The organism is Streptomyces sp. DSM 15324 (assembly GCF_001514285.1).
Classification (GTDB): Bacteria; Actinomycetota; Actinomycetes; order Streptomycetales; family Streptomycetaceae; genus Streptomyces.
The window spans coordinates 260,810-284,199 of record NZ_KQ949028.1 but is presented as its reverse complement, the minus strand read 5'-3'; the positions used below and the strand labels follow the sequence as shown (position 1 = coordinate 284,199).

Sequence of the window (23,390 nt, the reverse complement as noted above, 5' to 3'; positions counted from 1 at the left end):
CACGACCGGAAAGACGAACACCGCATCAGTTTCCGGCCGTACCGGGGGCGTTGCGCCCGCAGGGGCCAAACGAGCTGTATGCGGTGGACCGTTCGGCCGTGCCGCCGGTCGCCGACCGCTCCCGCCGCTACACGGTCCTGGTGCCGGCCGTCGACGCCGACGGCAACGAGACGGCGGGCGTCCGCGCGCCCATGGTGGCCGTCCCGCTCGCCACCTACACCGGCTGGAACACCCGCGCCCCGGGCCAGGGGCACGGCGCGCTGCACGAGTTCAGCGGCTCCACGTTTCCCTTCGCCGCGACGGAGGACGAGCGCACGATCACCGGCGACCCACGCCCGAGCGTCCAGCAGCGGTACCGGGACGCGGACGGTTACACCGCCGCGATCAGGGCCGCCGCCGAGGACCTCGTGGTGCGCCGGTTCCTGCTCGCCGAGGACGTCGACCGCGCGGTGACGGCGGCGGCCGACTGGTCGTCCCCACGGCACCGGTTCGAGCTGCCCTGAGCCGTGCCCCCCCAAGGCCGTCACCTTGCTGGAGGCACCGCGCACCTTCCCCTCCAGGTGGTCACCTCCAGGCGAGCGCGTGGTGAGCGCCCTGGACCACTCGGCCTCCTGACCGATCTCCCGCCCGATTCCGAAAGGCCCACCATGGCGATTGTCCTGTCCGTCTCCGGAAGCCCGTCCGCCACCTCGCGCACCGCGCGTCTGCTGCGCCACCTGGACCGCCGCCTGGCCGCGCAGGGCCACGAGGTGATCGCCCTCGACGTGCGGACCCTGCCCCCGGAAGCACTGCTGGGCGCGGACTTCGCACACCCGGCCGTCGTCGAGGCCGCCGCGCTGTTCGAACGGGCCGAGGGTGTGGTGATCGGTACACCGATCTACAAGGCGGCCTACTCGGGCCTCCTCAAGTCCCTCCTCGATCTGCTCCCGCAGTACGCGCTGGCCGACAAGACCGTGCTGCCGCTGGCGACCGGCGGCAGCACGGCCCACGTCCTGGCCATCGACTACGCCCTGCGCCCGGTGCTCAGCTCGATGGGCGCGACGCACATCGTCCCCGGCTGGTTCACCCTGGACAAGGACATCACGACGGACGCCGACGGCAGGGTGTCCGTGGCCCCCGCGTCGGCCGAGGCGCTGGCGGAGGTCACGGACCGGTTCTCGGCGGCACTGCGCGGCCGGACCCCTCATCTGGCGGCCACGGGCTGAGCCCCTGCCGGTGCCTCCGGGACCCGCCGGCCTCATCTCCGGCGCGGAACCCGGACCGGTTGCCGCGTCGACCCGAACCGTCCGGCAGTCCGGGCCCGGTCGGCTCCTCGCGGCGGCACCCGATTTCGCCACCGCCCGACCGGAGGTCCCGGCCGAGGCCGGCCCCGACGTCTTCGCCGTCGACACCGTCCCCGACGCACGGGAGGCCGAGGCCGTGCTGCCTCGGTCCCGGTGCCCGCGGCCTCGCCGGAATCTGTAGCATCCGGCGCATGGACGTTGCGACGGGTGCCCTGCCCAGAGGGCTCGGGCTGGTGGAACGGGTTGTCCGGGGGGAGCTCGACAGCCGAGGGGGACCCGGGGTGGTCCGGCTGGCGGAGGAGGGCGGGCTGGACAAGGGGCAGGCGTCGCGGTTGCTGCGGGATCTGGTCGGCACCGGCACACTCGCCCGGGACGGGAACGAGTTCCGTGCCGGGGCGGATCTGCTGGCCGTCGCGGCCGAGGCCGGGCCGTGGGGCGTGGAGAGCCGGACGCTGCTGCGGGAGTTGGTGGTCCGGTTCGGGGCGTGTGCGTACGTGGACGTGCTCTGTGGGGCGATGGTGCTCTCGGTGCGGGCCGAGCTGGCGGCCTGGGCCGAGTTCTCCTGGGCGCGGGCGGGACGGCTGACGCCGGTCTGGTGCACCGGGGCAGGGCGGGCGCTGCTCTTCGACCACTCGCGGGCGGAGGTGGCACAACTCCTGGGCGGCGAGGACTTCATCGGGGCGGGCGGCCCCTACGCTCCGCGGACCGTGGACGATCTGCTGGCACGGGTCGCCGCGGACGCCGGCCGCGGCGTCGCGCTGTGCGAGAGCGAGTACGACGAGGACGTGCTGGAGGTGGCCGCGCCGGTGCGGGACGCACGCGGGGACGTGGTGGCGGCGGTCAGTGCGGTCGTGCCGCACGCGGCGGCCAGGGACGACCGGGACGAGATCGTCGCCGCGATCGGTGACGCGGCGGCGCGACTGGCCTCCCTTCTCAGCTGATCCCCGGGCTGATCCCTCGGCTGATCCCGAGATCCCTCGGCTGATCCCTAGATCCCTCGGCTGATCTTGACCGGTTCGGGAATGCTCAGTCCTGGTCCGTCCCCGCGCCCGTCTCCTGGTCCGTCGAGCGCAGTGCGGCGGTCAGCCAGTCGCTCCAGCGGACCACCGACTCCGCGCAGGCCGCCGTCGCCGGCTCCAGACGGCGGCGCGGGCCGACGACCTGCACGGCGGCGACGATCTCCCCACGGAAGTCCCTGACCGGAGCGGCGAGCGAGTACAGGCCGGGCTCGGCCTCCTGGTCGACGACCGAGTAGCCCCGTTTGCGGGCCCCGTCCAGGCGGGCCAGGAAGTCGGTGAGGTCGGCCGGAGTGTGGGGGCCGTGCCGGACGAAGGCGGTGCGGGCGAGAACGGCGGCGACCTCGGTGTCGTCGGCGTCGAACAGCAGGGCCTGTCCGGCGTCGCTGCAGTAGGCGGGATAGGCGCGGCCCACCCAGGAGACGAACGAGGACAGCGCGGGCGGCATCGACTCGAGGATGGTCACCGAGCTGGCGCCCCGCAGGACTCCCAGGTAGGCGCACTCCCCGGTGTCGGCGGCGACGCCCTCCAGCGCGGTGCGGCCGTCCCGGCGCAGGCGTGCCTCGGTGATCTGCTGGGCACGCGCGTACAGCTCCCAGGCGACGGAGTAGCGCAGCGACCCGGGATCACGGCGCAGGAACCGGGCTGTCTCGAGGCTCCGCAGGATGCGGGAGACCTGGCTTCGTTCGCGGCCGAGCAGCGCGGCGACCTCGGCGGCGGTGTGGCCTCGCGGGTCCTGCGACGGGTGCTGGGCGAAGAGTCGGAGTACGGCCAGGCCGCGTTTCAGGCTGCTGTCGGTGGTCATCGCGAGCCGAGCATAGCGCCGGGCCGCGGTGCCGCCGCGCGCCTTTTATTGCGGGGACATTGCAGGCTTATGGCAAGGTCCGTGCAGGATGCGCAACTGGACTTGCCTATTACGCATCCAGGGATAGTCTCCAGCCATCCCTCGCACTTCAGGCTCATCAGGAGTTCGCCTTGTCCGCTCTGCGCCCGCTAGTACTCCTCGGTTCCGCGACGCTGCTTCTGGCGGGCTGCGCCGACCCCTCCCAGCCGGCCGACTCCTCCTCCGGCACATCGTCCGCCGCCTCCTCGGCCGCCTCCGCCGCCACCGCCGCGATCGCGAAGAACACCGCGCTCGCCGCCAAGGTGCCGGCGGCGTTGAAGGCGAGCGGGATCACGATCGCCAGTGACGTCAGTTACCCGCCGATGGACTTCTTCGCCGCCGACAACAAGACGGTCGTCGGCGCCGAGGCCGACCTCGACAAGGCCCTCGGGACTGTCCTCGGTGTCAAGGTCACCATCGTGAACGTGCCCTTCGACTCGATCCTGCCCGGCCTCCAGTCGGGCAAGTACCAGCTCGGCATCTCGTCCTTCACGGACACCGCCGAACGGGAGAAGGTCGTCGACTTCGTCACCTACTTCGACGCGGGCACGTCCCTGCTGGTCCCGGCCGGAAACCCCAAGGCGCTCAAGCCCGGGGACGACTCGCTGTGCGGTCGTACCGTCGCCGTGGCGAAGGGGTCCACGCAGGCCCTCGTGGACCTGCCGGCCCGGGCGAAGACCTGCAAGACCCCGATCAAGGTCAGCACCTTCCCGGACGGCACCGGTGTGAACCTCGCCGTCACCAGTGGCCGCGCCGACGCCGCCCTCGCGGACTCGCCGGTCGCCGCCTACGCGGCCAAGCAGTCCGGCGGCAAGCTGGAGGTCACCGGGGACTCCTACGGCAACGCGCCCTTCGGTATCGCCGTACCGAAGAACAGTGAGCTGACCGGGCTGCTCAAGTCGGCTCTGGAGGACCTCAAGGCGAGCGGCGGTTACGAGCAGGTCCTCGCCAAGTGGGGCCTACAGTCCGGCGCCTTGGACAAGTTCGAGATCAACGCGGCCTCATGAGCGAGGAGTTGCCGGTCTACCGCCGCCGCAGGCCGGGCCAGTGGGTGTTGACCCTCGTGGTCGTGCTGCTGGCCGCGAGCCTGGTCCAGTCGCTGATCACCAACCGGCGCTTCGGCTGGGACACGGTCGGTGCCTGGCTGTTCAGCCGTACGGTGATGACGGGCCTGCTGACCACCCTGGAACTCACCGCCGCCGCCATGGCGATCGGGCTCGTACTCGGCATCGCGCTGGCGCTCATGCGGCTGTCGGACAACGCCGTCGCCCGGAGCGTCAGTTGGGCGTACATCTGGCTGTTCCGGGGCACCCCGCTGCTGGTCCAGCTGCTGTTCTGGGGCTTCATCTCCGCGCTGTACCCGACGCTGTCGCTGCACCTGCCCCTCCTGCCGGCGATCGGTGACGTCCCCGCGAACTCCGTCATCACGACCTTCACCGCGGCCCTGCTCGGTCTCGGCCTCAACGAGGCCGCCTATCTCGCCGAGATCATCCGGGCCGGGATCGTCTCGGTCGACCACGGACAGCTGGAGGCGGCGGACGCGCTGGGTCTGTCCCGGGCCAGGGCCCTGCGCCGGATCGTGCTGCCCCAGGCGATGCGGGTGATCATCCCGCCGGTCGGCAACGAGACCATCTCCATGCTCAAGACGACCTCCCTGGTGAGTGTGCTGGCCTACGCGGAGCTGCTGTACTCGGTGCAGATCGTGTACGCCCGCACCTATCAGACGATCCCGCTGCTGATCGTCGCCAGCATCTGGTACCTGGCCGTCACGACCCTGCTGAACATCGGCCAGCACTACCTCGAACGTCACTTCGCGAAGGGCGGCAGCCGATGATGATCGAGGCCACCGATGTCCGCAAGTCCTTCGCCGGGCAGGAAGTGCTGCGCGGGGTCGACCTCTCCGTACCGCGCGGGACGGTCACCTGTGTGATCGGGCCCTCCGGGTCGGGGAAGTCCACCTTCCTGCGGTGTGTGAACCGTCTGGAGCGGCCCGACGGCGGGCGGATCCTGGTGGACGGCGAACCGATCGGGTACGAGCCGTACCGGGACGGGCTGCGCGAACTGCGCCGCCGTGACCTGGCCCGGCAGCGTCGTGACATCGGCATGGTCTTCCAGCGCTTCCACCTCTTCCCGCACCTGACGGCCCTCGCCAACGTCGCCGAGGGTCCGGTCGGCGCGGGACGGTCACGCGCCGAGGTCACCGACGAGGCGCTGGCGCTCCTCGACCGCGTCGGTCTCGCCGACCGGCGCGACGCCTACCCCGCCCAGCTGTCCGGCGGCCAGCAGCAACGGGTCGCCATCGCCCGCGCGTTGGCCATGCGGCCGAAGCTCATGCTGTTCGACGAGCCGACCTCGGCACTCGACCCGGAACTGGTCGGCGAGGTGCTGGACGTCATGCGCGGCCTCGCCGCCGACGGCATGACGATGCTCGTCGTCACCCACGAACTGGGCTTCGCCCGCGAGGTCGCCGACGAGGTCGTCTTCTTCGACGACGGCCGGATCCTGGAGTCCGGACCGCCCACCCGCGTCCTGACCGCCCCCGACCACCCCCGAACCCGCGACTTCGTGACGAGAGTGCTGTGACGACCTTCCGCGACGCCCTGGCCGCAGGCCCCCTCGTCCTGGACGGCGGCATGTCCAACGAGCTGGAGGCCCAGGGCCACGACCTGAGCGGCGGCGCCCTCTGGTCCGCCCGTCTGCTCCGCGACGCCCCCGACGCGATAGCGGCCGTCCACCGCGCCTACTACGCGGCAGGCGCACAGGTCGCCATCACGGCCGGCTACCAGGCCACCTATGACGGTTTCGCCCGACTGGGCATCTCCCGCACCGAGACCACGGCACTGCTGCGACGCAGCGTGTCCCTGGCCCGCCAGGCCGCCGAGGCCGCCCAGGCCGAGACCGCCGGAAGACGCTGGGTCGCGGCGTCCGTCGGCCCGTACGGCGCGATGCTGGCCGACGGCTCGGAATACCGGGGCGACTACGGCCTCACGGTGGCCGAGCTGACCCGTTTCCACCGCCCCCGGCTGGAGGCGCTGGCGGAGGCCGCCCCCGACGTCTTCGCCGTCGAGACCATTCCCGACCTGCGGGAGGCCGAGGCCGTGCTGACCGCCCTCGACGGGCTGGGCATCCCGGCCTGGCTCTCGTACAGCATCCGCGGGACGACCACCAGCGCGGGCCAGCCGTTGACCGAGGCCTTCGCGCTGGCCCGCAGCAGCGACGCCGTCGTCGCCACAGGGGTGAACTGCGCCCCCGGCGCCGACACGGCCGCCGCGCTGGCCCTGATCAGCGGACTGCCCGGCGTCGTCTATCCGAACGGCGGCGGCACCTGGGACCCCGAATCGCGACGCTGGCTGGGCGCCCAGGACGAGATCGCGGACCTCGCGCCCTCCTGGCTGCGCGCCGGCGCGGCGCTCGTCGGCGGCTGCTGCCGGGTCGGCCCCGCCGAGATCAAGGAGCTGGCCGACCGCGTCGGCGCTGCACCGGCAGGCCGCTGAGCGGCACGCCAAGGCCGACCGCACACCCCTGCACCCGTACGAGCCAGGTGGTCACGCGCCCGTGCAGCGCCAGGTGCTCCGCGCACCCGGCCCTGCGCGCCGGACACCACCGACCACCGCACGTCCCTCCTCCGCACACACCGCCCGCAAGGAACGCCACCCATGTCCCAGCCCGACTCCCTCCCGGTGATCGACCTCTCCGCCCCCGACCGTGACGCGCTCCACCGGGCCGCCCGCGACGTCGGCTTCTTCCAGTTGGTGGGCCACGGCGTCAGCCCCGCCGAACAGGCCCGGCTGCTCAGCACCGCCCGCGACTTCTTCGCCCTGCCCGAGGCCGACCGGCACGCCCTCGACAACCTCAACTCGCCCCACTTCCGCGGCTACACGCGGATCGGCAACGAGCACACCCAGGGCCGCCGCGACTGGCGCGACCAACTCGACATCAGCAACGAGCTTCCCGCTCACGTGCCGGCCCCGGGCGAGCCGCCCTACTGGTGGCTGGAGGGGCCGAACCAGTGGCCCGCGGCCCTGCCCGTGCTGCGGGAGGTTTCGCTGGAGTGGATGGACCGGCTCAGCGCGATCGCCCACCGGCTGCTCCACGAGCTGCTCGCGGCCGTCGGCGGCCCCGAGGACTTCTACGACGACGCCTTCTCCGGCCACCCGCGCAACCACCTCAAACTGGTCCGCTACCCGGGGCGGGCCCCGGAAGGGGACGACCAGGGCGTCGGTGTGCACAAGGACTACGGCTTCCTGACCCTGCTGCTGACGGACGAGGTGCCCGGACTCCAGGTGGAGACGCCGGACGGGCAGGGCTTCATCGACGTGCCGTATCTGCCGGGAGCGTTCGTGGTGAACCTGGGCGAGTTGCTGGAGGTCGCGACGAACGGCTACCTGAAGGCGACGAACCACCGTGTGGTCTCTCCTCCGGGAGCACGGGAGCGCTTCTCCGCACCGTTCTTCTACAACCCCCGGCTCGACGCCCGGATCGCCCCGCTCCCCTTCCCCGGCGCTTCGGAGGCGACCGGCGTGACGGAGGACCCGGACAACCCGCTGTTCGCGGAGTTCGGCTGGAACGAGCTCAAGGGCTGGGTCCGCGCCCACCCCGCGGTGGTGAGGAAGCATCATCCGGAGCTGACGATCGCATGACGGCAGGCGCAGCAGGGGCAGCGACCGGTCTCCGATCCGGCTGATCTGCTGCTTGTAGGGGGTGTCGGCGAGGCCGAAGAGCCGCCGCTGCCCAACGGCGGCCCTGCGTCCCCCCGCCCGGGTCAGCTCCTTCCCCCTCGAAGATCATTTCGCAGCGGAGATGACCGCGATGCCGGACGCCTCCACCACCGCCGCCCTGGTGGCAGCCGTCAAGGACTACCGCACCGTCACCGAAGGCTCCTCATCGAGCACATGACCCGCCAGACCGGGGCCGCCGGCCTGACCGAGGTGCGGGTGGTCTGCCATCCCCCGGCCGAGAACTTCCGAAGGAAGGCTCCCGCAGGCATCGGGCCTGCGGGAGCCTTCCGTTGTACCGCCTGCTCCGTGATGGGTGTTGCCGAGTCGAGGGGCAGCTGGTCGGCACGCCCGCCGAGCTGAAGAGGATTCCACGTTCAGCACCCGGGGGCGAGCGGGTCGTCGCCGGCCAGCGGCTCATGTGCCACGCTGGCCCGCGCCCACGCCAGGTCGGGGGACCGTATCGCGATCGCCGCGTACCTGGGCGGCGGCGACTCCTTCGACCGCGCGCTGGTGACCTTCGCCGAGCTGTACGCGGATCAGAACGAGAAGGACCACCAGGCCCTGGTCGATGCCATCCAGGCCGGACGGGTCCCGGCGTCATGAAGGCACAGGCGCACAGCAGTGCCGCGACGACCGAGAGCCGGCCCAGCCATGTGGCCATGGCGCCCGTCCGGAAGATCACTTTGGCCACACCGAAGAAGAAGACGGCGAAGACGCCGCCCCCGAACGCCGTCAGCAGCGCGGAGGCCACATACATCGTGGAGACGGTGTCGGCCTGTTGGGTGCTCGTACTCCGTCCCGCCGTGGCGGTGAGGGCCAGACCTGCCAGTACGAGGACGGAAGCCGCGACGCCCCCGACGCACCCTTCCGGGCCAGGTGTGAAGACTGCGGAGACAACGCGAGCCCGCACATCGTCTGCTGCCCCCGCTCAGGCGGCCTCCCACTGCAAGGGTCACGTCGAGCAGCGGACAGGGCCGTTGCCCGGATTGCGGTCCCTGGTTACCGGCTCCACGATGAGGTCATGACTCCCGTGGGCCGCGCGGACCGTTTCGACGCGTTGCAGGCCTTGGCCGACCGGCGTGGCCGGCCTGGACGCCGACTGATCGAGTCGCTGGCAGAGGCCAGGGCCGGAACCACGGACAGCCCCGAGACCTGGGCTCCGGCTGTCGCCGCCGAGATGAGCCTTCCCGCTGCCGCCGCGCTCGGACCGGCCGGGTACTACGCGGACCTCGCCTCCCCCCGCGGCCGCCGTCATGTCCGCGTCTGTGCAGGGACGGCGTGCTTCGCCGCACAGGCCGGACAACACCTCACGGAGGTGGAGCACGAGCTGGGTGTCACCGTGGGCATGGCCTCACCGGACGGCGGGACCTCACTGCAGGCCGTCCGCTGTCTGGGGTACTGCTACGCGGGTCCTGCCGCGCTCGACGGGGACACCCCCCGCGTCGGCCCAGCACTGGCCGGGCAGCTCGCCGGACGCGAGCCCCCGCGGGCACCGGCGATCCCGGCGGCCGACGACACCGGCGACCCCGTGCTGCTGGGTGGGGTGGTCGCCGGCGAGCTCCCGTGGCAGGTCTGGCCGCGGGTGGTCAGCGCCGGCTCTTCGGACGAGGTCCGACTGGAGGTGGCCGCATCCGGGCTACGAGGGCGCGGTGGCGCCGGTTTCCGGGTGGCCTCCAAGTGGGAGGCGGCCGGCCGGGCGCCCGGCACGGTCGTCGTGGCCAACGGGGACGAGGGGGACCCCGGCTCCTACGCCGACCGGCTGTTGATGGAGGCGGAGCCGGAGCGGGTGCTGGAAGGCTTGGCCCTGGCCTGCTTCGCGTGCGGGGCAGGCCGGGGCGTGGTTCTGGTGCGCTCGGAGTACCCGCTCGCGCTGGCGCGGATGCGGGAGGCGGTCGGGCAGGCGTACGACGACGGGCACTTCGGCTCGTCCGTGCACGGCACGGACACCGCTCTGGACGTCGAGGTGGTGGAGGGCGCGGGATCTTACGTCGCCGGCGAGGAGACCGCCCTGATCGCGAGCCTGGAGGGAGACCGGGGCTGTGCCCGTCCACGTCCGCCCTACCCCACCCGGCACGGTCTGTGGGGCGCGCCGACGGTGGTGAACAACGTCGAGACCCTTGCCTCCGTCCCGTGGATCGTCTCGCGGGGCGGAGCGGCGTACGCGCGGCGAGGGAGCCTCGACGAGACCGGGACGAAGCTGGTCTGCCTGTCGGAGGGGTTCGCCCGGCCCGGGGCGTACGAGGTCGAGCTGGGCACCCCACTGCCGCGGATCGTCACCGAGCTGGGCGGCGGTCTCAGGGACGGCAGCGAGCTCGCCGCGTTGCAGGTCGGCGGTCCATTGGGCGGTTTCCTCGGCCCCGACGCGCTGGACGTACCGCTGACCACCGCCGACCTCACTTCGCGTGGCGCAGCGCTCGGTCATGCCGGGCTGGTCGCGTTCGACCGGCGGGTCACCCCGCAGGAAGCGCTGCGGCACATCTGGCAGTTCGCAGCGGCGGAGAGCTGTGGCGCCTGTTCCCCCTGCCGTGTGGGCTCGCGTCGTGGCCTGGAGCTGGCGTCCGCCGACACCCCGCCCGGCCCTGAATGGGAACGGCTGGGACGTGTTCTGGCCGAGGCGAGCCTGTGCGCCTTCGGGCGGCGCATCCCACCCGCCGTGCGCAGCCTCGCCCGCGCCTACGGAGAGCGCCTGCCGGGGTGGGCGTCATGACCGGGAGCGAGATCGAGGTCGAGGTCGAGGTCCAGGTCGACGGTACGGCCGTCGCTGTTCCCGAGGGAGCGTCACTGCTCGCGGCCGTGCGGGCGGCCGGTGTCGAGCTGCCCGCGCTGTGCTCCGACGACCGGCTCAGCCCAGCCGGGTCGTGCCGTACGTGTCTCGTGCGGGCCGACGACTCGGTCGTGGCGGCCTGCGTGACACCGGCCGCGTCGGGGACGCGTGTGGAGGCCGCCGCCGACGATCTCCGGCACCTACGCCGGGACGCGGTCGAACTCATCGCCTCTGCCTTGCCTCCCCGCGCCCTCTCCGAGGACAACCTCAGCGAACTGGCCGAGGTCTGCCGGTCGTTGGGCATCGGCCCCGACACGGCTCGCGCTGCCGGAGGCAGGGGCAGGGACGGCTCCCACCCGTACGTCCAGTTGGACCGGGACCTCTGCATCGCCTGCGGGCGGTGCGTCCGCATGTGTGCCGAAGTGCAGGGCACCTTCGCCCTGACCCTGACCGGCCGGGGCGCCGACACCGTGGTCGCTCCCGGAAACGGCGGGCCCTGGGCCGAATCCGACTGCGTGGCCTGCGGCGGATGCGTGGACACCTGTCCCACCGGCGCGATCATCGAACCGGGACCAGGACGCGGACTCACCTCCGCCCACCGGCCGACCGCGACACGTACGACGTGCGGTTACTGCGGTGTCGGGTGTGCCCTCGACGTCGTCACCGCAGGCAGCGAGGTCACGGCGGTCCTCCCCGCCCGGGACGGCCCGGTCAACCAGGGACACGCCTGCGTCAAAGGGCGCTTCGCACACGGATATCTCACCTCCCCCGAAAGGCTCACCCGGCCCCTCCTGCGGCGCGACGGCCGCCTGGAGCCGGCGAGCTGGGAGGAGGCGCTCGGGCACGTCGCCGTCGGGATGCGCGCGGCCGTCTCGGACGGCGGCGCGGACGCCGTGGCAGCGATCTCCTCCGCCCGCGCCACCAACGAGGAGAACTACCTCGTCCAGAAGTTCATGCGGACCGTCATCGGAACCAACAACATCGACAACTGCTCCCGCCTGTGCCACTCCCCCTCCGCCGCCGGCCTCACCGCCTCCTTCGGGCTCTCCGGCGGCACCGACTGCTTCGACGACGTGGAGCGGTCCGACTGCCTGCTCGTGGTCGGCGCCAATCCCGTCGAAGCCCACCCGGTGGTCGGCGCGCGGCTGCTCCAGCGCGTACTGCGCGGAGCCGAGCTGATCGTCGCCGACCCCCGCGCCGTGGGGCTCGCCCCGCACGCCGACGTCCATCTGCGGCCCCGCCCCGGCACCAACGTGGCGCTCTTCCACGGGCTCGCCCACGTCCTGGTCACCGAAGGACTGGCCGACGAGGAGTTCCTGCGCGAGCGGGCCACCGGCCTTCCGGAGCTCACCCGGCTGCTGGAGGACTACCCGCCCGACCTGGTCGCGGAGATCACCGGGGTACCCGCCGCGGACCTGGTCGCCGCCGCGCGCCTGTACGGCAGGGCCGAGCGGCCCGCCATCGTCTACGGCCTCGGCGTCACCGAGCACCTGCACGGCACCGACGGCGTGCGTTCACTGGCCAACCTGGCGATCCTGCGCGGCGCCGTCGGCACCGACCGCGGGTACGGTGTGAACCCGTTGCGCGGCCAGAACAACGTCCAGGGCGCCTCGGACATGGGCGCTCTGCCCGACCTGCTGCCCGGCTACGGGAAGGTGACCGACCCCGCCGTACGATCCAGGGCTGAAGCTGTGTGGGGTGTACGGACTCCGGAACGCCCAGGTCTGCGGATACCGGACATGTTCGCCGCCGCGCGGGCCGGCAACCTGCGCGCGCTGTGGGTCATCGGCGAGGACGTCTGCGCGACCGACCCCGACAGCAACCGGGTGACCGAAGCACTTCGGGCGTGCCCTCTCGTCGTGTGCAATGAACTCTTCCTGTCCGAGACCGCCCGCCATGCCGACGTCGTCCTGCCGGCCGCGTCCTGGCTGGAGAAGGACGGCACCTTCGTCAACTTCGACCGACGGTTCCAGCGGGTCCGCCCCGCCGTGCCTCCGCCGGGTGAGGCACGGAGCGACTTCGGCATCGTCCACGCCCTCGCCGCCGCGATGGGGGCCGACCTGGGCTGCCCCACTCCGGCCCACGCCCTGGCCGAATGCGGGCGGGCCGCGCCCGTCTTCGCCGGTCTCTCCCATGAACGGCTGGACCGGGAGGGCGCCGTGCCGTGGCCGTGCCCCGACCCCGGGCGCCCGGGGGAGGCCAAACTGTACGAGGAGCGGTTCGCCACGCCGGACGGGCGGGCCCACCTCTCCGCAGCCCCGTACCTCCCGCCCGGTGAGCAACCCGACGACGACTACCCGCTGCTCCTGGTCACCGGGCGGCGCTGGGCGCACTACAACTCGGGCAGCATGACCCGCCGCGGCGGCAACCTCGCACTCGATCCCGTCGACCACCTCGACCTCCACCCCGACGACGCCGTTCGGTACGACGTACGGGAGGGGGCGCCGGTCAGCGTCGAGAGCCGCCACGGCAGCGCCCGGCTCATTGCCCGCGTCAGTGAGCAGACGGCCCCCGGCCAGGTGTTCAGCTCCTTCCACTTCCCCGCGAGCGGGGTGAACCGCCTCACCTCCGACCATGTGGACACCGTCACGTCCTGCCCCGAGTACAAGGTCACCGCTGTACGTGTTCACGGCGTAGTCAATGCGTCGGCCGGCCAGGAGATCGGGGACGGCCCCGGGTGATCTACTGATGGGGGACTACGGCGACCGGGCACGCGGAGTGGTGCAGCAGGGTGTGGGCAGCCCTGCCGAGTTGCAGGCCGAAGTGGCCGTGCCTGCGTTCGGCTCCGACGACGACCAGGTCGGCGTCGGCCGCCGCGTCGAGCAGGACGCGGTGGGCCGGACCCTCGACGGTGTGGCGGTGGACGGAGAGATCAGGGTGTTCCCGCTCGGCGTCGCGCAACGCGTCCTGCAGCTCGGCTGAGGCGCGCTCGTCGTGTGCCGGGCCCACGACATCCGCGGTGGTGGTGCTGTCCCCGTGCTCGAAGGCCGGGCGGCGCCATGCCCGTACGGCTGTCAGGGCGCAGCCCCGTGCCTGCGCCTCGCGGGCTGCGAACCGTACGACACCCGTGCGCTCGGCCGCGTCACCGACGCCGACCACGATCCGGCCGAGGGACCCCCGGACGTTGGGCGGGGCGCCCCGAACCACGACGACCGGGCATGCCGCGCGCGCAGCCACGGTCAGGCTGACGGATCCCAGGAGCAGCCCGGACACCTCACCTCGGCCGCGTTCTCCCACGACCAGGGCGAACGCGTCGGGCGCCGCGCGCAGCAGTGCGGACACGGCGTCGTCGGGGAGGACCTCCTCGGACACCTTCACTTCCGGTTCCCGGAGTCCGGCGCGTTGCGCACAGGAAGCGACGATGTTCTGCGCCATCACCTCCCCGGCGCGACGGCCGGTGGTGAACTGCGGCAGCGCACGCTCGTAACGCTCCCACCGGAAGGCATGGACCAGCCGTAGCGGCAGTCCGTGCCGTGCCGCCTCGTCCACCGCCCAGTCGACCGCCAGCAGGCTGGAGTCCGATCCGTCGACGCCCACGACCAGCGGGAGTTCCATCTCCGCCACCGCCTTCCCGTCCGGCTGCTGAGAGACCCCCCTGTGAATACCGTCGCACCGCCCGCGAGCCACCGCGACACAGGTCGGGCCCACCCTGGTCGGGTTGCGGTGGCCCTGACCGACCCGGAGCCCGCGATCACGCCGTGGGTGCGGCCGTCATGCCCAGTGCGTCGGCCAGCCCGATGTCTGCGGCGCTCGGCGGCCATGCGTCGGCCGATGTCACCGGGGTTGGCCGCACCGGCCGGCGGGACCCCCCGGGCGGCCGCCTCAGCCTCGCCGGTGTCCGGTGCGGGCGCGTCAGGCGTCCCGGGCCTTCCGTGCTCCAGACGGTGGATGTGCGCGTCCGGCCCGGGGAACACGGGCGTCACCTCGTCCGTGTCGGGGCTCCTGGCTCAGCCGGTGATCTGGATGCGCTGGGTCTGGCCCTTCTCGGTCTTGGGGACTCTGACCGTGAGAACGCCGTTGGTCAGTTCCGCGCTGATGTGCTCGGTGTCGGCGTTCGGCGGCAGCGTCGCGCGGTAGTCGAACTGGCCGATGCGGCGGGTGTGGCGGCGGACCGCCCCTGCGTGCTCCCGCTGCTTGACCTCGCCGTGGACGTCGAGCTCGCCCTCGGAGACCTCGACGGTGATCTGGTCCTTGTCCATGCCGGGCAGCTCCAGCTCCACCAGGTAGGCGTCCTCGGCGTCCTCGATGTCGGCCATGGGCGCCCAGGGCTCGGTCCCGCCGAACGCGGGCCATCCGCCGCCGGTGAAGGCGGCGTGCATGAGCTGGTCCACCCTGGTGCGGAGGTCGTCCAGCTCACGCATGGCGGCCGGAAGCGCGCCGCTGGTGTGTCGTGCGGGGTGTGTCATGGGTGTTCCCTCCTCGGTTTCACGGAATTCGGCCCGTATGGGGCCTTGTATGCGGGTTCACAGGGACCACGCGGTGGTCTCGCGCGTTCTGGGCCGGGGTGCGCCCACGCCCTCGATGTCGCGCTCGGCGGCTTGCAGCAGTTGCCTGGCCAGGTCGTTCAGCGCACGGCCGGCCGCCGGCTCGTCACCGATCTCCGGGACGTCGGCGTCCGCCGGATGGCGGTGCGGGGACCCGTGACCGGTGAGCTCCGTGGTGCCGGTGTCCAGCACCGGATGTGCCTTCGTCGTTCCGTCGTCGTCCTCGAAGAGGTGGAGACGGACCTTCCATTCCGACGTGTGCGGCATCGCTTTCCTCCTCAGGTCGGTACCGACCGCTGCGCTGCGAGCCGCTCCTCGATACCGTGCCGGACGCGGGCGGTGAGCGCGTTCAGCCGCTCCGAGGTCGCGGCGCGGGGCGCGGCCGGTGCGCGGATCCGGCGGGCCGCGGCGGGCAGGCCGCTCAGGTCCGCGGCGCACCTCGCCCGGCACTGGGCGAGCGTGGGCCGCGCGGCGGTGCGCCGGCCGTTCTCCATCACCGTCTCCAGCAGCGCGACGCCGTCGTCCGGTGGCCGCTCGTCGGCGAGAGCGATCACGTCCACGCAGCCGGCGTGCCGGAAGACCTGCTTCGGACCGGGTGCGGTGGCCTTCGCCGACGACAGTTTCATCACCGGGCGGCCGTCGTACTCCACCATCTTGTACGCGGAGTCCAGATACGGGGCGTCGGCCGACACCCCTACGCGCGTGCCGACGGCGTAGGTGTCGATCGGCGCGCCGGAGCGCACCAGGTCGTCCACGGCGTACTCGTCGAGGCCGCCGCTGGCGACGATCCGGACGTCCGGCAGGCCGGCCGCGTCGAGGATCGACCGTGCGCGTGCGGCGAGGTCTCCGAGGTCGCCGCTGTCCAGCCGGACGGCGCAGCCGGGCCCGCGGTCAAGGTCCCGCAGGACACGTGCCGCGAGGTGGACGCCCTCCTCGGTGTCGTAGGTGTCCACCAGCAGGGTCACCGGCCCGGGGTGGGAGCGGGCGAAGGCCCGGAAGGCACCCTCCTCGGACGCGAACGCCTCCACGTAGGAGTGGGCCATGGTACCGACGGCGGGTATGCCCAGGACGGTGGCCGCGGCCACGTTGCTGGTGCCGGCGAATCCGGCCAGTGCGCCGAGACGAGCGGCCTGGAATCCGGCCTGCGGGCCGTGGGTGCGCCGCAGGGAGAAGTCCACGACCGGGTGCCCGGCCGCCGCGAGCACACAGCGCGCGGCCTTCGAGGCGATCGCCGTCTGATGGCTGAGCAGGTTGAGCACGTACGTCTCCACCAGTTGCGCCGTCGGAAGGGGAGCCGTCACCTCCAGCAGGGGCTCGCCCGCGAGGACGACCCGTCCCTCCGGCACCGCCCGCACCCGGCCGGTGAACTCCAGGCCGAGGAGCGGCTCCAGATCTCGCGGTGGCCGGTGCAGCGCGGCGGCGAAGGCATCGGCGTCCTCGGGGCCGACACGGAAGCCGGCCAGGTGGTCCAGGGCGGACTCCAGCCCGGCCGCGATCAGGAAGCCGCGCCGGGGAGGCAGATCCCGTACGAACAGGCTGAACGTCGCCGGGCCGGTCATGCCCTCCCGCAGGTACGACATGGCCATCGTGACTTCGTACAGATCGGTGGTCGTCGCGTCCGACATGGGTGCCACCTCCTGGGCCTGCGTGGTCGGCGTGCGGTCGCGGGCTCATCGCCGGCGGAAGCGCGCGGACCACAGCGGCTCCGCCCGCTCCCACTCGGCCTCCCACTGCGCGTACCTTCTGCGGTCCAGCAGCAGACGCGTGCCCAGCCAGAGCGCGTAGGAGCCGTAGGCCATGCCGAACGCCGCCGCGCCGCCCATCAGCCACCCTGTGGTCCTCGCGTTGAGCGTGCTCGCCGGCGGGACGGTGACGGTTCCGTTGCGGTCCGCCCAGAGGCGCACGGCGGTGCCCTTGGACGTTCCCGGCTTCACCAGGGTGGTTCCGGTCCGCACGACGCCGGCCGCGTCGGTCCAGCGAACCTGCGCATACCGCTTCGCCGGGTTGCTGTCCCGCTTGACGTCCGCGGTCAACCGGGCGGTGACCTGGTGTCGTTCCGCCTCCTGGGCCCGGACGGTGCGCATCGACGCCTGGTACGCCGTCATCCCGGCGCTGTAGGCGGTCAGCGGCAGTCCCAGGACGAGGAGGGTCGTCAGGAAGCGGCGGAACCACCACTCGAACCTGTCGGACGGACGCCTCAGCGGATTCGCGCGTGGCGGCATGTGCTCGCCACGCGGCGAGGGCGAACCGGACGTGTACGGCGATCCTTGCGCGTCCATGGGCCGGCCTCCAGCGGGTCGCTGGTCACTTCCTCCGCTTCTGGTCCAGTCTCGGACACCGAAGGGTTCGGGTCATGGGCCGAAGGTCCTTGGCGGACCGGCGTACGGCCCAGGGAGCCGTACCTCGCATCCAGCGGAACGGCACGGTCGACGGCTCCAGGTGTGCACCGCCACCAGCGGGCGACGCCCCACCCGCGCCTCTCTCGACGCGAACCGCACGGCCGTGCCACTGCCCTCGCCCTCCTCGACACCGGTGCTCCGCCGCGCCGCGCGCCACTTCGTGCTGAGCACCCGCGCCGTCCGCACCGGGGACACATCGCCAACATCGGTGTGCACGGCAGACCCGTCACGCTGCATCTCGAATCCTTCCCCCTGGACCGGATGGACGACGCCTACGAGGAGTTCGCCCACGGCACCACCACGGGCACCCTGAAGGTCGTACTGCACCGCTGACGACAGGCCGACCGGCGCGCGCAAGGCAGGGCCGGCCGGCCGAACAGCCTGGGCCCTTCGGCCCTGTCCTCCGCCGGTGCTCAGCGGTGTCATGGAAGTGAGCCGAGGGGCCACAAAGAGACACGGAGAAGCGGAGCGGAGCCGCTCACCGTGTGATTCGGGCCCGCAAGAAGCGGGCGGCCCCCGGCTCCACCACGCCGTGAGCACGCCCCGCCGGTGCGCCGGACCGTGCTCCGCGGCCGAAGTGCAGTCATGGCCCCGCTCGGAGACCCTGGAGATCGGGGCAGTGCCGGGAGGAGCACCGATGCACTGGGAAACCGTCCCCAAGGACACCCACCCCGTGGTACCTCCGCGTCTCGCCGACTACGAGCCGACCCGCTCGGCCTTCACCTGGTCGCAGGCCCGCGAAGAGCTGGCCGGGCTTCCCGGCGGCGGCCTCAACATGGCCCACGAGGCGGTCGACCGGCACGCGGCTACGGAGCACGCGGACAAGGTCGCGCTGAGCTGCGTGGCCCGGGACGACTCCGTCTCCACCGTCACGTACGCCGAGCTGGCCCGCCGCACCGCCCGCTTCGCGAACGTCCTGCGGTCCCTCGGCGTCGGTCACGGGGACCGGGTGTTCACCCTGCTCGGCCGCTGCCCCGAGCTGTACACCACGGTGCTGGGCGCGCTGAAGAACACCAGCGTCCTGTGCCCCCTCTTCTCCGCCTTCGGCCCCGACCCGGTCGCGCAGCGGCTGCTTCTCGGGGACGCGCGGGTCCTGGTCACCACCGCGGACCTCTACCGGCGCAAGGTCGCCGGGCGACGCGTGTCGCTGCCCGGCCTGGAGCACGTCCTGATCGTCGGCCCCGGCGCCGCGGACCTGCCCGGCACGGCCTCCTTCGAGGACCTGATGTCCACCGTCCCCGACACCTTCGCCATCCCGTCGACGTCCCCCGACGACATGGCCCTGCTGCACTTCACCAGCGGCACCACCGGGACCCCCAAAGGCGCGGTCCACGTCCACGAGGCGGTCGTCGCCCACTACGCCACGGCCGCCTACGCGCTCGACCTGCATCCCGAGGACGTCTACTGGTGCACCGCCGACCCCGGCTGGGTCACCGGCATGTCGTACGGCGTCATCGCCCCGCTCGTCCACGGCGTGACGGTGGTCGTCGACGAGGGCGACTACGACGCACGGCGCTGGTACCGGATCCTCGGCGAACAGCGGGTCACGGTCTGGTACACCGCCCCGACGGCCCTGCGCATGCTGATGCGCGCCACACCGCGCCATGGCCCCTACGACCTGCCGCGAGCGCACGACCTCTCCGCCCTGCGCTTCATCGCCTCCGTCGGCGAGCCCCTCAATCCGGAGGCCGTCCTGTGGGGCCGGGACGTGCTGGGCCTGCCGGTGCACGACAACTGGTGGCAGACGGAGACCGGCAGCATCATGATCGCGAACTTCGCGGGCTGCGAGATCCGGCCCGGCTCGATGGGACGGCCGCTGCCGGGCGTCGAGGCGGCCGTGCTGGAGCAGGGTGGGGACGGCCGAGCCTTGGTCGTGGACGGCAAGGTGACCGAGGTGGGCACCCCCGGTGTCGAGGGTGAGTTGGCCCTGCGCCCGGGGTGGCCGTCGATGTTCCGCGGGTATCTGCACGACAAGGAGCGCTACGACGCTGCGTTCGCGGACGGCTGGTACCTGACCGGCGATCTGGTGAGCCGGGACGCCGACGGCTGGTACTGGTTCGTGGGACGCGCCGACGACGTGATCAAGTCGGCGGGGCATCTCATCGGCCCGTTCGAGGTGGAGAGCGCCCTGATGGAACACCCGTTGGTGGCGGAGGCCGGGGTGATCGGACGGCCGGACCCGGTCGCCGGCAACGTCGTCAAGGCGTTCGTGTCCCTGCGCCCCGGTACGGAGCCCACCCCGGACCTGGAACGGGAGCTGCTCGGCTTCGGCCGCCGCAAGCTGGGTCCCGCCGTCGCCCCGCGAGAGATCACCTTCGACCAGGACCTGCCCAAGACCCGCAGCGGCAAGGTGATGCGCCGGCTGCTGCGCGCACGGGAACTCGGCCTGCCCACCGGCGATCTGTCCACGTTGGAGGGATCCGCATGAGGCCGGCCCGCACGACCCGCACACGCGAACCCGCCCGGAAGACCTCCGGGGCCAGGAGACCCGGACAGGGGACGGACAGCGGGCACCGCACCGATCTGCTGGAGGCGATGCTGCGCATCCGGCGTTTCGAGGAGCGGTGCGTCGAGCTGTACAGCGCCACGAAGATCCGTGGCTTCGTCCACCTCTACATCGGCGAGGAGGCCGTCGCCGTCGGCGTCAACGAGGCGCTGACCCCCGAGGACGCGGTCGTCGCCACCTACCGCGAGCACGGCCACGCCCTGGCACGCGGCATCACCGCCGAGGCGGTCATGGCCGAGATGTACGGCAGGGCGACCGGGTGCAGCGGCGGCCGGGGCGGGTCCATGCACCTGTTCGACGCGAGCCGGCGCTTCTACGGCGGCAATGCGATCGTCGCCGGCGGGCTCCCCCTGGCCGCCGGGCTGGCGCTCGCCGACCGCATGCGCGACCGCAACCGCGTCACCTGCTGCTTCTTCGGCGACGGTGCCTTCGCCGAGGGCGAGTTCCACGAGACGGCGAACCTCGCGGCCCTGTGGAACCTGCCCCTGCTGTTCGTCTGCGAGAACAACCTCTACGCCATGGGCACGGCTCTGGAGCGCCACCAGGCACAGACCGATCTGGCGATGCGCGCCACCTCCTACGGCATGGTCGCCTGGTCCGTGGACGGCATGGACGTCGAGGCCGTGGAACAAGCCGCCCGGCGGGCCGTGGAGGGCATCCGGACCGGCACCGGTCCGCACTTCCTGGAACTGCGCACCTACCGCTTCCGCGCCCATTCGATGTACGACCCCGACCGCTACCGCGACAGGGCGGAGGTCGAGCGGTGGAAGTCCCGTGACCCGATCGCCCTGCTCATGGACCGCATGCGCGAGAGCGGAGCACCGGTCGACAAGGACGTCGCACGGATCGAGCGGCGCCTCACCGACGAGATCGACCACGCCGTCGAAGCGGCCGAACAGGCGCCGCAGGAGCCGGTCGAGACCCTGCTCCGGCACGTCACCAGCGCGGCGGAGGCGGTGACCTGACCATGGGCACAGATACCACGGCCGCGAAGACGACGTACCGGGAGGCCCTGCGCGAGGCGCTCCGGGAGGCCCTGCGCTCCGACGACCGCGTCTTCCTCATGGGCGAGGACGTGGGCCGCTACGGCGGCTGCTTCGGCGTCAGCCTCGGGCTGTTGGAGGAGTTCGGCCCCGAACGGGTCCGCGACACCCCGCTGTCCGAGTCCGCGTTCGTGGGCGCCGGCATCGGTGCCGCCCTGGCCGGGATGCGCCCGATCGTCGAGATCATGACGGTCAACTTCAGCCTCCTCGCTCTGGACCAGATCCTCAACAACGCCGCCACCCTGCTGCACATGTCAGGCGGTCAGCTGGCGGTACCGCTGGTCATCCGCATGACCACGGGCGCCGGACGGCAGCTCGCCGCGCAGCACTCGCACAGTCTGGAGGGCTGGTACGCGCACATCCCCGGCATCCGGGTCCTGGCCCCCGCCACGCTGGAGGACGCCCGCCACACGCTGGCACCGGCGCTCGCCGACCCCGACCCGGTGCTGATCTTCGAGCACGGCAGTCTCTACAACGTCTCCGGTGAACTCCCGCCGTCCGAGGGGCCGGTGGACCTGGACCACGCGGCCGTCCGCCGTCCCGGCACCGACATCACCCTGATCGCCTACGGAGGTTCGCTGTCCAAGGCCCTCGCGGCGGCGGACGAACTGGCCGCCGAGGGCATCGACGCCGAGGTGATCGACCTGCGCACGCTCCGTCCCCTCGACGTCGAGGCCGTCACCTCCTCCGTCGCCCGCACCCACCGCGCCGTGGTCGTCGACGAGGCGTGGCGGACGGGCAGCCTCGCCGCCGAGGTGTCGGCCCGGATCGCGGAGGACGCGTTCTACGAACTGGACGCCCCCGTCGAGCGGGTGTGCAGCGCCGAGGTCCCGATGCCGTACGCACGGCAGCTGGAGGAAGCCGCCCTGCCGCAGACCACCGACATCGTCGCGGCCGCGCACCGGGCGGTGGACTGACATGGCCGACTTCACCATGCCGTCCCTCGGCGCCGACATGGACGAGGGCACCCTGCTGGAATGGCTGGTGCAGCCGGGGGACCCCGTCCACAAGGGCGATCCGGTCGCGGTCGTCGAGACCGCGAAATCGACGATCGAGGTGGAGTGCTTCGCGACCGGGACCATGGCGGAGCTGCTGGTCGAGCCGGGTACGACGGTCCCGGTGGGCACTCCGCTCGCGGTGATCGGGACGCCGGCGAAGGACGGAGCGGGGAAACCGGGGAAGCGGACGACGCGCCGCGCGCCGAAGAAGGGCGGGCGCGCCGAGCCGACGCCGCCTTCACCGCCTCCCCCGCCGCCGGTCCCGGCCGCCGTACCCGCCACGGGCCCGCACCAGGTGCACGTCGAAGCGGGGCCCCTGGTCCGACACCTCGCCGAGCACAGTGGCGTCGATCTGGAGACGCTGCGCGGCACCGGACCGGGAGGACGCGTCACGCGGACGGACGTCGAGAAGGCGGCCGCCGGCCCCCCGCGCGCACGGGTCACCCCGCTCGCCCGGCGGCTCGCCGCGGAACTCGGCGTCGACCTGGCCACGGTGGCGGGGACGGGCACGGACTCGGCGGTCCGGGCCGCGGACGTACGCCGAGCCGCGCCCGGTCCGGCCGCACCCAGGCGCACGGACATGCGTCCTGCCGCCGAACACCCCGCCATCGCGCCACCGTCCGACGACCGGGCGACAGCCATGCGCGGGGTGATCGCCGACTCGATGAGCCGCGCCAACCGGGACATCCCCCACTACTACCTCTCCACCACGGTGGACCTGGCCGCCGCGACGGAATGGCTGCACGAGCACAACCGGCGCAGCCCGGTCGGCGAACGACTGCTGCCGGCGGCCCTGTTGCTCAAGGCGGCGGCGCTGGCCGCCCGGGAGGTCCCCGAGCTCAACGGGCACTGGAGCGAGGACCGCTTCACGGCCGGTGAGGGGGTGCACGTCGGCGTGGCCGTGTCCCTGCGCGGCGGAGGGCTCGTCGTACCGACGCTGCGCGACGCCGACACGCTCGCGCTCCCGCAGTTGATGGCCGCCCTGAAGGACATGGTCACCCGGGCCCGGACGGGCAGGCTGCGCGGTTCCGAGGTGTCCGACGCCACGATCACGGTCACCAACCTCGGTGATCAGGGGGTCGAGGGCGTCTTCGGCGTGATCCACCCCCCGCAGGTGGCCCTGGTCGGCTTCGGCCGGGTCGTCGACCGGCCGTGGGCCGTCGACGGCCTGCTCGGCGTGCGGCCCGTGGTCACGGCGACCCTCTCGGCCGACCACCGCGCGACCGACGGCGCCGTCGGCGCCCGCTACCTCACGGCCGTCGCCCGATTCCTGCAGAACCCGGAGCAGTTGTGAAC

21 protein-coding genes and 2 pseudogenes are annotated in these 23,390 nt (G+C 72.5%); 17 read left to right on the top strand and 6 right to left on the bottom strand.

The features are described from left to right. The first annotated feature begins 83 nt into the window (after positions 1–83). From AQJ58_RS20865 to AQJ58_RS20850, 3 genes are all read left to right on the top strand, one after another. A complete protein-coding gene (locus AQJ58_RS20865) occupies positions 84–503 on the top strand; it encodes an alpha/beta hydrolase domain-containing protein (protein ID WP_067252221.1) in 420 nt (139 codons plus the stop codon). Positions 504–647: 144 nt separating this feature from the next. Then, complete coding sequence (gene ssuE / locus AQJ58_RS20860; RefSeq protein WP_067252219.1) at positions 648–1,205, top strand: NADPH-dependent FMN reductase; 558 nt, start codon at positions 648–650, stop codon at positions 1,203–1,205. Between the two features lie 269 nt (positions 1,206–1,474). Continuing rightward, on the top strand, positions 1,475–2,224 hold the full coding sequence (locus AQJ58_RS20850; protein ID WP_067252216.1) for an IclR family transcriptional regulator domain-containing protein: 750 nt from the start codon (positions 1,475–1,477) through the stop codon (positions 2,222–2,224). Between the two features lie 85 nt (positions 2,225–2,309). Here the strand turns inward: AQJ58_RS20850 and AQJ58_RS20845 are convergent, their stop codons facing one another. After that, positions 2,310–3,104, bottom strand: a complete 795-nt coding sequence (locus AQJ58_RS20845) for an IclR family transcriptional regulator (RefSeq protein ID WP_067252215.1) — start codon at positions 3,102–3,104, stop codon at positions 2,310–2,312. Positions 3,105–3,274: 170 nt separating this feature from the next. Here AQJ58_RS20845 and AQJ58_RS20840 point away from each other — a divergent pair, with 170 nt between their 5' ends. The 9 genes and pseudogenes from AQJ58_RS20840 to fdhF all read left to right on the top strand — a co-directional run bounded on the left by AQJ58_RS20840 (position 3,275) and on the right by fdhF (position 13,345). Next, entirely contained in the window at positions 3,275–4,189 is a 915-nt protein-coding gene (locus tag AQJ58_RS20840) for an ABC transporter substrate-binding protein (protein WP_199844635.1), read from the top strand. Further along, a complete protein-coding gene (locus tag AQJ58_RS20835) occupies positions 4,186–5,016 on the top strand; it encodes an amino acid ABC transporter permease (RefSeq protein ID WP_067252214.1) in 831 nt (276 codons plus the stop codon). The genes AQJ58_RS20840 and AQJ58_RS20835 overlap by 4 nt, the downstream gene beginning before the upstream one ends. After that, entirely contained in the window at positions 5,016–5,765 is a 750-nt protein-coding gene (locus AQJ58_RS20830; protein WP_067252620.1) for an amino acid ABC transporter ATP-binding protein, read from the top strand. The genes AQJ58_RS20835 and AQJ58_RS20830 overlap by 1 nt, the downstream gene beginning before the upstream one ends. Then, positions 5,762–6,676 carry a homocysteine S-methyltransferase gene (gene mmuM, locus AQJ58_RS20825; protein WP_267892073.1) on the top strand — a complete coding sequence of 305 codons (915 nt, stop codon included), beginning with the start codon at positions 5,762–5,764 and terminating at the stop codon, positions 6,674–6,676. Before AQJ58_RS20830 ends, mmuM begins: the two co-directional genes overlap by 4 nt. A 162-nt stretch (positions 6,677–6,838) precedes the next feature. Continuing rightward, on the top strand, positions 6,839–7,822 hold the full coding sequence (locus tag AQJ58_RS20820) for an isopenicillin N synthase family dioxygenase (RefSeq protein WP_067252212.1): 984 nt from the start codon (positions 6,839–6,841) through the stop codon (positions 7,820–7,822). A gap of 157 nt (positions 7,823–7,979) precedes the next feature. After that, a pseudogene (locus tag AQJ58_RS45930) lies at positions 7,980–8,054 on the top strand (ABC transporter ATP-binding protein); the annotation flags it as partial. Between the two features lie 269 nt (positions 8,055–8,323). Further along, positions 8,324–8,503 (top strand): annotated as a pseudogene (locus tag AQJ58_RS41070) (DUF2252 family protein); the annotation flags it as partial. Positions 8,504–8,921: 418 nt separating this feature from the next. Beyond that, positions 8,922–10,607 carry an NAD(P)H-dependent oxidoreductase subunit E gene (locus tag AQJ58_RS20815; protein ID WP_067252210.1) on the top strand — a complete coding sequence of 562 codons (1,686 nt, stop codon included), beginning with the start codon at positions 8,922–8,924 and terminating at the stop codon, positions 10,605–10,607. Beyond that, positions 10,604–13,345: a formate dehydrogenase subunit alpha gene (fdhF, locus tag AQJ58_RS20810; protein WP_067252617.1), complete on the top strand. Its 2,742-nt coding sequence runs from the start codon at positions 10,604–10,606 to the stop codon at positions 13,343–13,345. Before AQJ58_RS20815 ends, fdhF begins: the two co-directional genes overlap by 4 nt. A gap of 1 nt (position 13,346) precedes the next feature. Here fdhF and AQJ58_RS20805 read toward each other — a convergent pair whose 3' ends face one another. The 5 genes from AQJ58_RS20805 to AQJ58_RS20785 form a co-directional block, all read right to left on the bottom strand. Then, positions 13,347–14,219, bottom strand: a complete 873-nt coding sequence (locus AQJ58_RS20805; RefSeq protein WP_067252615.1) for a universal stress protein — start codon at positions 14,217–14,219, stop codon at positions 13,347–13,349. A gap of 392 nt (positions 14,220–14,611) precedes the next feature. Continuing rightward, positions 14,612–15,070, bottom strand: coding sequence for an Hsp20/alpha crystallin family protein (locus AQJ58_RS20800; RefSeq protein ID WP_067252208.1), 459 nt, complete (start codon positions 15,068–15,070; stop codon positions 14,612–14,614). Positions 15,071–15,127: 57 nt separating this feature from the next. After that, positions 15,128–15,415, bottom strand: coding sequence for a DUF1876 domain-containing protein (locus AQJ58_RS20795; protein ID WP_067252206.1), 288 nt, complete (start codon positions 15,413–15,415; stop codon positions 15,128–15,130). An 11-nt stretch (positions 15,416–15,426) separates the two neighbouring features. Then, on the bottom strand, positions 15,427–16,782 hold the full coding sequence (locus AQJ58_RS20790) for a nicotinate phosphoribosyltransferase (protein WP_079079084.1): 1,356 nt from the start codon (positions 16,780–16,782) through the stop codon (positions 15,427–15,429). 36 nt (positions 16,783–16,818) lie between these two features. Next, positions 16,819–17,427 carry an Rv1733c family protein gene (locus tag AQJ58_RS20785; RefSeq protein WP_067252203.1) on the bottom strand — a complete coding sequence of 203 codons (609 nt, stop codon included), beginning with the start codon at positions 17,425–17,427 and terminating at the stop codon, positions 16,819–16,821. Positions 17,428–17,757: 330 nt separating this feature from the next. Between AQJ58_RS20785 and AQJ58_RS45400 the strand changes: the two genes are divergently transcribed. The 5 genes from AQJ58_RS45400 to AQJ58_RS20765 all read left to right on the top strand — a co-directional run bounded on the left by AQJ58_RS45400 (position 17,758) and on the right by AQJ58_RS20765 (position 23,388). Next, a complete protein-coding gene (locus tag AQJ58_RS45400) occupies positions 17,758–17,880 on the top strand; it encodes a hypothetical protein (protein WP_267892070.1) in 123 nt (40 codons plus the stop codon). Between the two features lie 304 nt (positions 17,881–18,184). Continuing rightward, the gene (gene acsA / locus AQJ58_RS20780; protein ID WP_067252201.1) at positions 18,185–19,975 is read left to right on the top strand and encodes an acetate--CoA ligase; all 1,791 of its coding nucleotides are present in this window, start codon (positions 18,185–18,187) and stop codon (positions 19,973–19,975) included. Beyond that, positions 19,972–21,018 carry a pyruvate dehydrogenase (acetyl-transferring) E1 component subunit alpha gene (gene pdhA / locus AQJ58_RS20775; protein ID WP_079079082.1) on the top strand — a complete coding sequence of 349 codons (1,047 nt, stop codon included), beginning with the start codon at positions 19,972–19,974 and terminating at the stop codon, positions 21,016–21,018. Before acsA ends, pdhA begins: the two co-directional genes overlap by 4 nt. Before the next feature lie 2 nt (positions 21,019–21,020). Then, the gene (locus AQJ58_RS20770; RefSeq protein ID WP_067252200.1) at positions 21,021–22,013 is read left to right on the top strand and encodes an alpha-ketoacid dehydrogenase subunit beta; all 993 of its coding nucleotides are present in this window, start codon (positions 21,021–21,023) and stop codon (positions 22,011–22,013) included. Position 22,014: 1 nt separating this feature from the next. Further along, positions 22,015–23,388, top strand: coding sequence for a 2-oxo acid dehydrogenase subunit E2 (locus tag AQJ58_RS20765; RefSeq protein WP_067252198.1), 1,374 nt, complete (start codon positions 22,015–22,017; stop codon positions 23,386–23,388). Positions 23,389–23,390 lie beyond the last annotated feature (2 nt).